The sequence below is a fragment of the Mycolicibacterium neworleansense genome, assembly GCF_001245615.1.
Classification (GTDB): domain Bacteria; phylum Actinomycetota; class Actinomycetes; order Mycobacteriales; family Mycobacteriaceae; genus Mycobacterium; species Mycobacterium neworleansense.
In genome coordinates this window covers 603,577-616,464 of the sequence record NZ_CWKH01000002.1, presented here as the reverse complement: position 1 = coordinate 616,464, position 12,888 = coordinate 603,577, and the positions used below count along the sequence as shown (strand labels likewise).

Genomic DNA, 12,888 nt, shown 5'->3' with positions numbered 1-12,888 from the left:
CGCTACGGCGTCGGAACGCGGTGCAGGATGCCGTCGATGAGATATTCCGGGGTGACACCTTGGGCAGAGGCCTGGAATTTCAGTATGATCCGGTGCCGCAGAACACGTTTGGCAACGGCCTTGACATCGTCGGGGACTGCGTAGGGCCGGCCTTCCAGCAGGGCGTGTGCGCACGCCGCCCGGCAGAGAGAAATGGTGGCCCGGGGGCTGGCACCGAACTGGATGAGATCGGCCAGCTGCGGTTCCAGGTAGTTCTTGGGATGCCTGGTCGCGTTGACGATGTAGGTCGTGTACTTCACGATCGAGCGGTCGATGAACACCCGCTTGAACATGGCTTGAAGCCACAGCACCCGCTGGATGTCGAGTTGTCCGTTGCCGGCCTCCGGCCGAGTCTCGAACACCCCGCCGGCGACCCGCGAGATGACTTCCTCCTCATCCTCTGCCGTGGGGTAGGTGAGGATGTCCTTCAGCATGAAGCGGTCCATCTGCGCCTCGGAGAGCTGATACGTGCCCTCTTGGTCGATGGGGTTCTGCGTGGCGAGCACCAGGAACGGGTTCGGCAGGGGGTAGACCGTTCCGCCGATGGTGGTCTGGCGTTCCTCCATGGCTTCCAGCATTGCGCTCTGGGTTTTCGCCGATGACCGGTTGATCTCGTCGAGCAGCACGATATTGGCGTGCACCGGGCCGAACGAGACCTTGAACTCACCGTTCTTCTGGTCCCAGATCTGCCCGCCGGTGATGTCGCTGGGCAGCAGGTCCGGTGTGCACTGGATGCGCTGGAAACGTGCGGACAGGCTTTCGGCGAGGGTCTTCGCCGCCGTCGTCTTTGCCAGCCCCGGAACGCTTTCCAGCAAGACGTGACCCGAGGCGATGAGTCCGATCAACAGGGACTGTTGCAGGGTTTTCTGGCCGACGATCTTGGCTGACAGCGCGTTGTGCAGGTACTGGATCGTCCCGCCGACGCGCTGGAGGTCCTCATGGGACAGCTGAGGTCCGGACAACTGCATACGTATCCCCCGTCGAAGCGCGCTTGATGTCGGTTGAGCCTAACAACGGTTGCCGGGGAGCGGGTGCACCAAATTCTTGCCCTCGAATGTGCGCTCAGATCGCGTTTGGGGGCGGACCTGCGATCTGAGCGCACGCTCGGCTGACTAGCTACGCCTGAACAGCTTGTTGCCCAGCCACACGATCGGGTCGTACTTGCGGTCGGCAACCCGTTCCTTCATCGGGATCAGCGCGTTGTCGGTGATCTTGATGTTCTCCGGGCACACCTCGGTGCAGCATTTGGTGATGTTGCAGTAGCCAAGGCCGAACTCGTCCTGCGCCATCTCCTTGCGGTCAAGGACGTCGAGGGGATGCATGTCCAACTCGGCGATCCGCATGTGGAACCGCGGCCCGGCGAACGCCTCCTTGTTCTCCTCGTGGTCGCGCACCACGTGGCAGACGTTCTGGCACAGGAAGCACTCGATGCACTTGCGGAATTCCTGGCTGCGCTCGACATCCTCCTGCTGCATCCGGTACTCACCGGGCTGCAGCTCCTTGGGCGGCGTGAAAGACGGGATCTGGCGGGCTTTTTCGTAGTTGAACGACACATCGGTCACCAGATCGCGCATCACCGGGAACGTCCGCAGCGGCGTCACTGTGACGGTTTCGGACGGATCGAAGGTCGACATCCGGGTCATGCACATCAGCCGCGGGCGGCCGTTGATCTCGGCCGAGCAGGACCCGCACTTGCCGGCCTTGCAGTTCCACCGCACCGCCAGGTCGGGAGTCTGGGTGGCCTGCAGCCGGTGGATGATGTCGAGCACCACCTCGCCGTCGTTCACCTCGACGGTGTAGTCCTGCAGCTCGCCTCCGGTGTCGTCGCCGCGCCAGACGCGTAGGTTCGCGTTATACGCACTCATGCTCAGCCCTTCCGATCTGGGTGCTCGGCCAGTTCTTGTGCGGTGTAGTACTTTTCGAGTTCGGACAGCTCGAACGTGGCCAGCAGGTCCTCCCTCATCGGCAGCTGCGACTCGGGCGTCACCGTCACGTCCGGCACCACCTGGTCCTCGCCGACCGCCCGGCACACCAGCAGGGTGTTGCGCCAGTTGGCATCCATGTCCGGATAGTCGTCGCGGGTGTGCCCGCCCCGGCTTTCGGTGCGGGCCAGCGCGGCCTTGGCCACGCACTCGCTGACCAGCAGCATGTTGCGCATGTCGATGGCCAGGTGCCAGCCCGGGTTGAAGGCGCGACCGCCCTCGACGCTGACGTTGTGCACGCGGGTCCGCAGCTCGGCCAGCTTGGCCAGGGCTTCCTGGATCTCCTCTTCCTTGCGGATGATGCCGACCAGGTCGTTCATGCACTGCTGCAACTCGGCGTGCAGCGTGTACGGATTCTCCGGATTGGCGTGAGACTCGAACGGCGCCAACGCCAACTCGGTGGCCTCGATGAGCGCTGCTTCGCTGACCTTGGGCCGCTCGGGCAGCGCCGCCACATAGTCGGCGGCGCCGAGCCCGGCGCGTCGGCCGAACACCAGCAGATCCGAAAGTGAGTTGCCGCCAAGGCGATTGGAGCCGTGCATACCACCTGAGCACTCGCCCGCGGCGAACAACCCGGGGGTGGCCGCGCCACCGGTGTCCGGATCGACCTCGATACCGCCCATCACGTAGTGACAGGTGGGGCCGACTTCCATCTCGTCCTTGGTGATGTCGACCTCGGCCAGCTCCATGAACTGGTGGTACATCGACGGCAGCCGACGCTTGATCTCCTCGGTCGGCATGCGCGAGGCGATGTCGAGGTACACGCCGCCGTGTGGCGAGCCGCGGCCGGCCTTGACCTCGGAGTTGATGGCCCGGGCCACCTCGTCGCGGGGGAGCAGGTCAGGCGTGCGCCGCGCGGAGTCGTTGTCCTTGAGCCACTGGTCGGCTTCTTCCTCGGTCTCGGCGTACTGACCCTTGAACACCGCGGGGATGTAGTCGAACATGAACCGCTTGCCCTCGGAGTTCTTGAGCACTCCGCCGTCCCCGCGGACACCCTCGGTCACCAGGATGCCCTTGACCGACAGCGGCCACACCATGCCGGTCGGGTGGAACTGGATGAACTCCATGTTGATCAGGCCCGACCCGGCGCGCAGCGCCAGGGCGTGGCCGTCGCCGGTGTACTCCCAGGAGTTCGACGACACCTTGAACGACTTGCCGATACCGCCGGTGGCCAGCACGATCGCGGGCGCTTCGAACAGCACGAAGTTGCCGGTCTCGCGGTAGTAGCCGAAGGCGCCGGCGATCCGGTCGCCGTCCTTGATCAGGTCGGTGATGGAGCACTCGTGGAAGACCTTGATACGGGCCTCGTAGTCGCCGAGTTCCTTCTTGTCCTCCTGCTGGAGCGAGACGATCTTCTGCTGCAGTGTGCGGATGATCTCCAGGCCGGTGCGGTCGCCGACGTGGGCCAGCCGCGGGTAGGTGTGCCCGCCGAAGTTGCGCTGGCTGATCCGGCCGTCCTTGGTCCGGTCGAACAGGGCGCCGTAGGTTTCCAGCTCCCACACCCGGTCGGGGGCTTCCTGGGCGTGCAGTTCGGCCATCCGCCAGTTGTTGAGGAACTTGCCGCCGCGCATGGTGTCACCGAAGTGCACCTGCCAGGAGTCCTTGGTGTTGACGTTGCGCATGGCCGCCGCGCAGCCACCCTCGGCCATCACGGTGTGGGCCTTGCCGAACAACGACTTGGTCACCACGGCCACCCGCAGGCCGCGTTCGCGGGCCTCGATCACCGCGCGCAGACCTGCCCCACCGGCACCGATCACGACAACGTCGTAAGTGTGCCGCTCCAGCTCACCCATAGAAATTCCCCACTCGCCCTTTCGCGTGTATGTACTTGCCGGCCAATGAATTCAGCTGGCCGACTCAGCCGATGAACCTGAGATCCGAGATGGTGCCGCTGGCCACCAACATGATGTAGAAGTCGGTGAGGACCAGGGTGCCCAGCGTGATCCAGGCGAAGAGCATGTGGCGGGTGTTGAGCTTGCTCACCTGTGTCCAGATCCAGTAGCGCACAGGGTGTTTGGAGAAGTGCTTCAGCCGGCCGCCGGTGACGTGCCGGCACGAGTGGCAGGACACCGTGTAGATCCACAGCAGGATGACGTTGCCGACCAGAATGACGTTGCCGAGGCCGAATCCGAAGCCGGAAGGCGAGTGGAACGCCACGATCGCGTCGTAGGTGTTGAGCAGTGAGATGAGTACCGCGGCGTAGAAGAAGTACCGGTGCAGGTTCTGCATGATCAGCGGAAGGCGGGTCTCCCCGGTGTATTTCGCGTGCGGCTCGGCCACCGCGCAGGCGGTCGGCGACTGCCACACCGACCGGTAGTACGCCTTGCGGTAGTAGTAGCACGTCAGCCGGAAGGCCAACAGGAACGGCAGTGAGATGAACGCCATCGGGATGAACCAGGGCAGCTCGCCGACCCACTGACCGAGATGGCTCGATCCGGGCGCGCAGGCCGTGCTGATACACGGTGAATAGAAGGGCGTCAGGTAGTGGTAGTCCTCTACCCAGTACGCGCTTCCCCAGAACGCCCGGACCGTCGCATAGATGACGAACGCCGCGAGCCCCAGATTGGTCAACAGTGGTGCCTGCCACCACCGGTCGGTCCGTAGGGTGCGTTGGGGGATCTGCGCTCGTGTGGGCGAGAAGACCCCGGTCGCGCGACGGTCAGCGGTGGGTGCGCTCACGGTTCCCTTTCTGAGGTTCAGTTGTTTTCTCGGGCGTCAAACGCCCGTGAGCTCAGCGATATCCGCCGAGACCCTCGTCCGCGACGTCCTGCCAGAACTCGCTTCCGTATTGGGTGTCGGGGATGCCGATCTTCTCGCGGGCCTGTTGTTGGCGTGTCACGCCGTGACGCATCTCCAACTCTTCGGCGTCGATGTCCAACCGGTCGATATCGTTGAGGATCCGCTCGGCGTCGTTCATCACGCGGCGCATGGCGGGGGAATCCCCGTACTTCGACGCCAACGTGGTGACACAGCGACGCATGTCGCCGATCAGGTTGTGAAGTTCAGAGAACTCAGTGGTGGTGGACAAGTGACCTCCTCGGGCTGAAGGTGTCAGGGCTCACAGTACGACACCCAATGCTAGCCACATCACGATCGAGACGTGATGCGCATCACGTCGACTCGGCCGTCCCGCCCCGCTCGTCGTGAGCCCTCGGGGCCCGGGTCGTAGTGTTGTTTTCGCCGGCATCGCGCCTGGCCGGAGGACATCTGAGCAGCACATTCTGAGTACCTGGAGGATCAATGAGTGAGACCACGTTGCAGGAGCGGGCGGCGGCGCTGCTGGCGCTGCACCAACCCGGCAACCCCGTTGTGTTGCCCACGGTGTGGGATGCCTGGTCGGCGCGACTGGCGGTCGGCGAGGGCTTCTCCGCGCTCACCGTGGGGAGTCACCCGCTGGCCGATTCGATCGGCAAGGCCGACGGCGAGGTGATGTCGTTCGACGATCTGCTGACCCGGGTGCGGCAAATCACCGACGCGGTCGACGTGCCGGTCTCGGTGGACATCGAGTCCGGTTACGGCGAGCGGCCGGAGCGGCTCATCGAGGGCCTGCTCGGCGCCGGGGCGGTCGGGCTCAACATCGAGGACACCGTGCACAAGGAGGGCAAGCGCCTGCGTAGCTCGACCGAGCACGCCGAGCTGGTGGGGCAGCTGCGTGCGGCAGCCGATGCCGCCGGGGTGCACGTCGTGATCAACGCACGGACCGACCTGTTCCTGCGCAACGACGGAGATGATGCCGATCGCGTCGACCGGGCGATCGCCAGGCTGTCCGAGGCGGCGGCCGCCGGGGCCGACTCGCTGTTCCCGCCAGGGCTGCGTGACCCGGAAGCGTTGGCGCGCTTGGTGTCCGAGGTTCCGCTGCCGGTCAGTGTGACCGTCCCGCCCGATACCGCCGACCTCGCGGAGTTGACGGCCGCCGGCGTCGGACGGATCACCTTCGGGCCGTTCCTGCAGGCCGTGCTGAGCGCGCGGGCCAAAGAGGTGCTCGGCCGCTGGAGGTAGCCGTCAGCGATTTGCGCAAAGTCCCGCTTCTCGACGTGCGATGTGTGCCAATAATGACGCACTGATACGTCGAGCAGGCGGGATGCATGCGATGGATTGGCGCACAAAAAGCATGGTGACGTTGGTGGCGGCCGGTGGGGTGCTCGGCGGGATCGGCGCACCGCCGGCCGGGGCGACGACGATGGTGCCGTTGTCGAATTCCATCCGGGGGTGTGATTTCACGAAAGCGTTGTTCCTCGGGGGTATGGGCTCGGGTTCCGGCTCCGGCATGGCCAGCATCGGCGCCGATGGCTCGCACGTAGGTGCCGAGGTCAGGCTGCAGTCGGCCACTCCCTTCACCGAATATCGGGTCAGGCTCATCCAGCTGCCACGGCCGTCGGTGGCGACGTGCAACCTCGGGGATCCCGGTGTGTCGGGCGCCCTGCTGCACACCGATGCCAGCGGGACGGCGACCGTCACGGTCGCCGGGCCACTGAGTTCGGACGCGACGCAGGCCTGGGTGGTTGTCGAGGGGCCACCGAAACCGGGACGCGTTCGCGGTGACGTCTACAGTTCGGACTTCCCGGTAAAACTCTGATTCATCCGAAAGCCGCTGGAGCCAAGTGGTTCCAGCGGCTTTCGCTGTGATCAGCGAAGGCGGATGCGGACCGCCAGGGCCGCGCACCCGATCACCACGGCCCCACCGAGCACGGTCGACCAGGTCAGTTGTTCGTGTAGCAACAGCGCCGCCCAGCCGATGGTCATCACCGGCTGGATCAACTGCACCTGGCTCACCTGGGTCATCGGCCCGATGGCCAGTCCTCGGTACCAGGCGAAGAAGCCCAGATACATGCTGACCGCCGCCAGGTAGCCGAACGCGGCCCACTGCACCGGGGTCGCGTGCGGGCGATGTTGCACGACGGCCAGTGCGGTCAGGGCCAGCATCACCGGCGCCGCGACCACCAGGGCCCAGGACACGGTCTGCCAGGCACCGAGTTCTCTGGCCAGTAGCCCGCCCTCGGCGTATCCGATCGCCGCGGCGAGCACCGCGCCGAACAGCAACAGGTCGGGCCAGCTGAGGTGGCCGAATCCGGCGCCGTGCAGCATGGCGAAAACGACTGCGGCCAGCGCCCCGGCCGCCGCCATCACCCAGAAAGCGGCCGGCGGACGCTCGTGCCCGCGCAGCACCGCGCACACCGCGGTGGCGGCCGGCAGCAACGCGACCACGATGGCCCCGTGGCTGGCCGGAACCACCGTCAGTGCATATGAGGTCAGTAGCGGAAAGCCCGCCACGACGCCGGCTGCCACCACGGCCAGCCGAGCCCACTGCCGGCCGGTGGGCAGAGTCTGCCGGGTCAGGGCCAGGGCCGCTGCGGCGATGGCGGCCGCGACGACGGCCCGCCCGGCGCCGATGAACAGTGCGGACAGCCCGCCGATGGCCACCTTGGTGAACACGATGGTGAAGGAGAACGCCGTCACGCCCAACAGTCCCCACCACAGTCCGGGGTGGGATAGCGCAGACGAACTATTCCGAGTAGCGCTACTCTGTACCAACATGGATAACGATAGCACTGAGCGGATCGTGTCCGGCCTGCGGAAGTGGATCGGCACCGCGCCACCGGGCGCGCAGCTGCCGTCCAACCGGGCGCTGGTGGCTGAATATGCGGCCAGTCCGGTCACCGTCGCCAAGGCGATGCGCACCCTGCGCAGCCTGGGACTGGTCGAGAGCCGGCCGGGGGTCGGGACGTTCGTGCGAACGGTGCGCACGGCCCGTCTGCCCGACTATGGCTGGCAGACGGCGGCTTTGCGCTCCCCGCAGGCGCGCGTCCCGGCGCTGTCGACGCCGCTGCGCAGCGTCGCGCCCGACGTGATCGCGTTTCACTCCGGTTATCCGGTCCGCGAACTACTTCCCGAACGACTGGTCCGTACCGCATGCGCCAGGGCCGGGCGCGGGGACGCCGCACTGAGCCCGGCTCCCGCGCCCGGCCGCCCGGACCTGCAGGCCTGGTTCGCGCAGGAGTTGGCCGAGGCCTTCGGGGCGGGCGTCACCGTCCCGACGGCTCGTGAGGTGATCGTGCTGCCGGGCAGCCAGAGCGGCCTGAGCTCGATCTTTCGTGCACTGGTCGGATTCGGGCAGCCGATGCTGATCGAGTCGCCGAGCTATTGGGGAGCCATTCTGGCCGCGGCCCAGTGCGGCGTGCGGCTGGTACCGGTGCCCAGTGGACCGCGCGGGCCTGAACCCGAGGAACTTTCGCGCGCCTTCGCCGAAAGTGGTGCCCGGGTGTTCTACGCCCAGCCCAACTACGCCAATCCAACTGGTGCCCAATGGGAGCCGGAGCTCGCCGCCGAGATCCTGGAAGTGGTGCGCCGGCACGGCGCGTTCCTGGTCGAAGATGACTGGGCGCATGATTTCGGGATCGACAGCAGCCCAAGGCCGGTGGCGGCATCCGATGACGCCGGGCACGTCATCTATCTGAGGTCGCTGACCAAGAGCGTGTCGCCGTCGATCCGGGTGGGGGCGATGGTGGCGAGGGGCCCGGCCCGCGACCGGATTCTGGCAGACCGGGGTGCGGAGTCGATGTATGTCAGTGGGTTGTTGCAGGCCGCGGCGCTCGATGTGGTCACCCAGCCGGCCTGGCGCACGCACCTGCGTGATCTGCGCCAGCAGTTACGGGCCCGGCGTGACCTGCTGATTGCCGCGGTGACCGAACATGCTCCGGGTACGCAGCTCGAACAGATACCCCGCGGTGGGTTGCACCTGTGGCTGCGTCTGCCCGACGCGACGAATCTGCAGCGGTTGGTACGCGACTGTGAGGCGGAGTCGGTGCTGGTCGCGGCGGGCAACGAGTGGTTCCCGGCCGAGCCATCCGGGCCGTACCTGCGGCTCAACTACTCCGGACCCGATCCGCAACGCTTCGCCGAGGGGGCCCAGGTCATCGGCCGTGCCCTTGACCGTCAATTGGGATAGCTGGAGCGTCTCGACCTCACCGTCGGCCGATCTCACATGTGCGCGGCGGAGGCCGTGAGGACACCGTGACGGGCGCTTCACACAGGGCGACATTTCGGCAACTTCGAGTTCCTAACCTCGCCGTATGTCGTCAACACAGAACGTCGTGGTCGTCGGACACGGCATGGTGGGCCACCGCTTCGTCGAGGCGTTGCGGTCGCGTGACGCCGCGGGGACCTGGCGGGTCACCGTGCTGTCGGAGGAAGCTGACGCCGCATATGACCGGGTCGGACTCACCGCCTACACCGAGCACTGGGACCGGGCCCAGCTGGCCCTGCCCGGAAATGACTACGCCGGTGATGACCAGGTTGAGCTGCGGCTCGGCTGCGCGGTCGCCGAGATCGACCGGGAAGCCCGCACGGTGCACACCGTCACCGGCGAGAGCTTCGAGTACGACGCGCTGGTGCTGGCCACCGGCTCGTATGCGTTCGTGCCGCCGGTGCCCGGGCGTGACCTGCCGGGCGTGCACGTCTACCGCACCCTCGATGACCTCGACGCCATCCGCGCCAGCGCGAAGAGCGCGATGGACTCGAAGTCGCCGGTCGGAGTGGTGATCGGTGGTGGTCTGCTCGGCCTGGAAGCGGCCAACGCGCTGCGGCAGTTCGGCCTGAGGACCCACGTTCTGGAGATGTCGCCGCATCTGATGTCGGCACAGCTCGACGAGGCCGGTGGCACCCTGCTGAACCGGATGATGCGGGGTCTCGGCATCGAGGTGCACACCGCGGTCGGCACCGACAGCATTGCGCCGGTACAGCGGCACAAGCCGCTGCGGAAGTCCGACGTGGATGACTCGATGCGCATTTCGCTGAACGACGGCAGCACGATCGATGCCGGGCTGGTCGTCTTCGCGGCCGGTGTGCGCCCGCGTGACGAGCTGGCCCGCGCGGCCGGCCTCGACATGGCGCAGCGCGGTGGCGTCCTCACCGATCTGTCTTGTGTGACAAGCGATCCCAACATCTATGCGATCGGTGAGGTGGCAGCGATCGATGGCCGCTGCTACGGCCTGGTGGCGCCGGGATACACCACCGCTGAGGTGGTGGCCGACCGCCTGCTCGGTGGTGAGGCCGAGTTCCCCGGTGCGGACATGTCGACCAAGCTCAAGCTGCTCGGCGTCGACGTCGCCAGTTTCGGTGATGCCAAAGGGGTTACGCCCAACTGCCTGGAGGTGGTCGTCAACGACCCGGTCAAGCAGACGTACGCCAAGCTGGTGCTCTCCGATGACGCCAAGACGCTGCTCGGCGGCATCCTGGTCGGTGACGCGTCGGCGTACGGGGTGCTGCGGCCGATGGTCGCCAGCGAACTCCCCGGGGACCCACTGGCGTTGATCGCTCCGGTCAGCGACGGCGACGCACCCGCGCTCGGCGTGGCGGCCCTTCCCGATATCGCACAGATCTGCTCGTGCAACAACGTCACCAAAGGTGATCTGAAAGAAGCGATCTGCGGCGGCTGCGACGATGTGCCCAGCCTCAAGAAGTGCACGCTGGCCGGCACGTCGTGTGGTTCCTGTGTGCCGCTGCTCAAGCAGCTGCTGGAGGCCGAGGGTGTCGAGCAGTCCAAGTCGCTGTGTGAGCACTTCAGCCAGTCTCGGGCCGAACTCTTCGAGATCATCAGCGCCACCGAGATCCGGACCTTCTCCGGCTTGATCGAGCGGTTCGGAACCGGAAAAGGTTGCGACATCTGCAAACCGACGATCGCCTCGATCCTGGCGTCGACCAGTTCCGACCACATCCTGGCCGGCGAGCAGGCCTCACTGCAGGATTCCAACGACCACTTCCTGGCCAACATCCAGAAGAACGGCAGCTACTCGGTGGTGCCCCGGTCGCCCGGCGGTGAGATCACGCCCGAACAGTTGATCCTGATCGGGGAAATCGCACGGGATTTCGACCTGTACACCAAGATCACCGGCGGGCAGCGCATCGACATGTTCGGGGCGCGGGTCGAGCAGTTGCCGCAGATCTGGGCGCGCCTGGTCGAGGGCGGCATGGAGTCCGGTCACGCCTACGGCAAGTCGCTGCGCACCGTGAAGAGCTGCGTGGGCAGCACCTGGTGCCGGTACGGCCAGCAGGATTCGGTGAACATGGCGGTCGAGATCGAGAAGCGATACCGGGGCCTGCGGGCTCCGCACAAGATCAAGATGGCCGTCTCCGGGTGCGCGCGCGAATGCGCCGAAGCGCAGAGCAAGGACGTCGGCATCATCGCGACCGAGCAGGGCTGGAATCTCTACGTCTGCGGCAACGGTGGGATGTCCCCGCGGCACGCCCAGCTGCTGGCAGGCGACCTCGATGACGAGACACTGATCCGCTACATCGATCGCTTCCTGATGTTCTACATCCGTACCGCGGACCGCCTGCAACGCACCGCGCCATGGCTGGAGGCGATGGACGGTGGACTCGATCACCTGCGCGAGGTCGTGTGCAACGACTCGCTCGGGCTGGCCGAGGAGTTCGAGGCGGCCATGGAACGCCATGTCGACGGCTACGCCTGCGAATGGAAGGGCGTGCTGGAGGACCCCGAGAAGCTCTCGCGGTTCGTGTCGTTCGTCAACGCACCGGACGTGGACGATCCGACCATCACCTTCACCGAGCGCGCCGGCCGGAAGGTGCCCGGCGCCACTGATATCGGGATGCCGAAGATCCGCGGATTCCAGGAGGCGAAATGACAGTGCTCGACGATCGCAAAGACGCTTCCGCACCGAACCTCTCGGAGTGGACGACGGCCTGTCGATACGACTTCCTGATTCCTTGCCGCGGGGTCGCGGTGCTGCTGCCCGGCGGCGCGCAGGCGGCGCTGTTCCGCCTCGATGACGGCTCGCTGCACGCGGTCGGAAACATCGACCCGTTCTCCGGTGCGGCCGTGGTCTCCCGCGGGATCGTGGGCGATCGCGGTGGCCGGGCGACCGTGCAGTCACCGATCAAAAAGCAGGCCTTCGCGCTCGACGACGGTAGTTGCCTCGATGACGCGGAGGTGTCGATCCCGGTGTACCGGACCCGGGTCACTCCGGGTGGGTTCGTTCAGATCGCAGCCTGATCCTGATCGGTGGCCCGGCTCCAGTGGGCGTCGCGCCCCTGGAGCTTGCGGCGCTCGACGTCTCCGCGCCGTTCCAGGACCGTCAGGTTGCGGTAAACGGACTCGATTACGACGGGTGCACGGAAGTGTTCGTGCATGTCGTCACGTAGCTGTGCGGTCGTCATCGGCCGTGACGTGCGTTCCAGCGCATTGAGCAGGTGCTGACGCAGACGTTCGGCCGGGACCCGGTCACCGGGTCGCACTGCCGTGCGCGTCGTCTCGACGGGCTGCGCCCGCCGGTGTTGTCACCTGCACCTTTGTCTCTACTCCCGCCGAATCGTCCGATGATCGCGCTAACGATAGCTGAGTTTTCGGCCCGTATCTGACACCGCGATCCGTCGGCAAACGGTCCTGAGGCTAGTTACCCCGGCAACTACCTGCACAGAGGCGGTTTCGGGAAGGAATTTGCCAGAATTGCACGGTCGGGACATTGTTCAAAGCTGTGGTGCGTATCTCCCTGGCTAACTAGAATAGTTCGCTGGGTGTGTTTAGACTCCCTCGCAAGGAAGCGTCGTCAGAGGGGCTGACAAGGGATGTTTGCGCGTTCGGTATTGAATTTGGTGGGGGCGGCAGCGATGCTGGGCGCACTCGGGGCAACGTTTGTGCCCTTGGCCTTGAATGCTGTGGATCGCGCCGGTCAACCCATTCCATGCGGTAACGGAGCGCGACCGGATTACTCGGTTGCCGCTCAGCAGGACCGGCTCAACCTGGATCAACACACGCTCGCCGGACCGGGTTTCATGGCCAGTGATTACGTCGAGCAATGTTCGGCGATGGTCGGTGCGCGCCGCTCGGCGGCCTTCTCGGTGGCGGGCG

General features: G+C 66.0%; 12 protein-coding genes. 5 read left to right on the top strand and 7 right to left on the bottom strand.

The window, feature by feature from the left end:
* Positions 1 to 2 precede the first annotated feature (2 nt).
* The 5 genes from BN2156_RS18690 to BN2156_RS18670 form a co-directional block, all read right to left on the bottom strand.
* Positions 3 to 1,007 carry an AAA family ATPase gene (locus BN2156_RS18690; protein WP_090516480.1) on the bottom strand — a complete coding sequence of 335 codons (1,005 nt, stop codon included), beginning with the start codon at positions 1,005 to 1,007 and terminating at the stop codon, positions 3 to 5.
* A 144-nt stretch (positions 1,008 to 1,151) separates the two neighbouring features.
* The gene (locus tag BN2156_RS18685) at positions 1,152 to 1,904 is read right to left on the bottom strand and encodes a succinate dehydrogenase/fumarate reductase iron-sulfur subunit (protein WP_090516479.1); all 753 of its coding nucleotides are present in this window, start codon (positions 1,902 to 1,904) and stop codon (positions 1,152 to 1,154) included.
* A gap of 2 nt (positions 1,905 to 1,906) precedes the next feature.
* The gene (locus BN2156_RS18680; RefSeq protein ID WP_090516478.1) at positions 1,907 to 3,814 is read right to left on the bottom strand and encodes a fumarate reductase/succinate dehydrogenase flavoprotein subunit; all 1,908 of its coding nucleotides are present in this window, start codon (positions 3,812 to 3,814) and stop codon (positions 1,907 to 1,909) included.
* Positions 3,815 to 3,878: 64 nt separating this feature from the next.
* Positions 3,879 to 4,700: a succinate dehydrogenase subunit SdhC gene (locus BN2156_RS18675; protein WP_090516477.1), complete on the bottom strand. Its 822-nt coding sequence runs from the start codon at positions 4,698 to 4,700 to the stop codon at positions 3,879 to 3,881.
* A gap of 52 nt (positions 4,701 to 4,752) precedes the next feature.
* A complete protein-coding gene (locus BN2156_RS18670) occupies positions 4,753 to 5,049 on the bottom strand; it encodes an Rv0250c family protein (RefSeq protein ID WP_090516476.1) in 297 nt (98 codons plus the stop codon).
* Positions 5,050 to 5,261: 212 nt separating this feature from the next.
* Here BN2156_RS18670 and BN2156_RS18665 point away from each other — a divergent pair, with 212 nt between their 5' ends.
* A complete protein-coding gene (locus tag BN2156_RS18665) occupies positions 5,262 to 6,020 on the top strand; it encodes an isocitrate lyase/PEP mutase family protein (RefSeq protein WP_090516475.1) in 759 nt (252 codons plus the stop codon).
* A gap of 112 nt (positions 6,021 to 6,132) precedes the next feature.
* Positions 6,133 to 6,597: a hypothetical protein gene (locus tag BN2156_RS18660; RefSeq protein WP_090516474.1), complete on the top strand. Its 465-nt coding sequence runs from the start codon at positions 6,133 to 6,135 to the stop codon at positions 6,595 to 6,597.
* 50 nt (positions 6,598 to 6,647) lie between these two features.
* On the opposite strand, the gene BN2156_RS18655 is transcribed toward BN2156_RS18660, so the two are convergent.
* Entirely contained in the window at positions 6,648 to 7,556 is a 909-nt protein-coding gene (locus BN2156_RS18655; protein ID WP_090516473.1) for a DMT family transporter, read from the bottom strand.
* Here BN2156_RS18655 and BN2156_RS18650 point away from each other — a divergent pair.
* From BN2156_RS18650 to nirD, 3 genes are all read left to right on the top strand, one after another.
* Positions 7,555 to 8,967 (top strand): aminotransferase-like domain-containing protein, encoded by a 1,413-nt coding sequence (locus tag BN2156_RS18650; protein WP_090516472.1) that lies wholly within the window; start codon positions 7,555 to 7,557, stop codon positions 8,965 to 8,967. The two genes, BN2156_RS18655 and BN2156_RS18650, sit on opposite strands and share 2 nt — an antisense overlap.
* A 124-nt stretch (positions 8,968 to 9,091) precedes the next feature.
* Complete coding sequence (nirB, locus tag BN2156_RS18645) at positions 9,092 to 11,665, top strand: nitrite reductase large subunit NirB (protein ID WP_090516471.1); 2,574 nt, start codon at positions 9,092 to 9,094, stop codon at positions 11,663 to 11,665.
* Positions 11,662 to 12,033 carry a nitrite reductase small subunit NirD gene (gene nirD, locus BN2156_RS18640; protein WP_090516470.1) on the top strand — a complete coding sequence of 124 codons (372 nt, stop codon included), beginning with the start codon at positions 11,662 to 11,664 and terminating at the stop codon, positions 12,031 to 12,033. The genes nirB and nirD overlap by 4 nt, the downstream gene beginning before the upstream one ends.
* Here the strand turns inward: nirD and BN2156_RS18635 are convergent.
* Entirely contained in the window at positions 12,018 to 12,275 is a 258-nt protein-coding gene (locus BN2156_RS18635) for a helix-turn-helix domain-containing protein (RefSeq protein WP_090516469.1), read from the bottom strand. The two genes, nirD and BN2156_RS18635, sit on opposite strands and share 16 nt — an antisense overlap.
* Between the last annotated feature and the right edge of the window lie 613 nt (positions 12,276 to 12,888).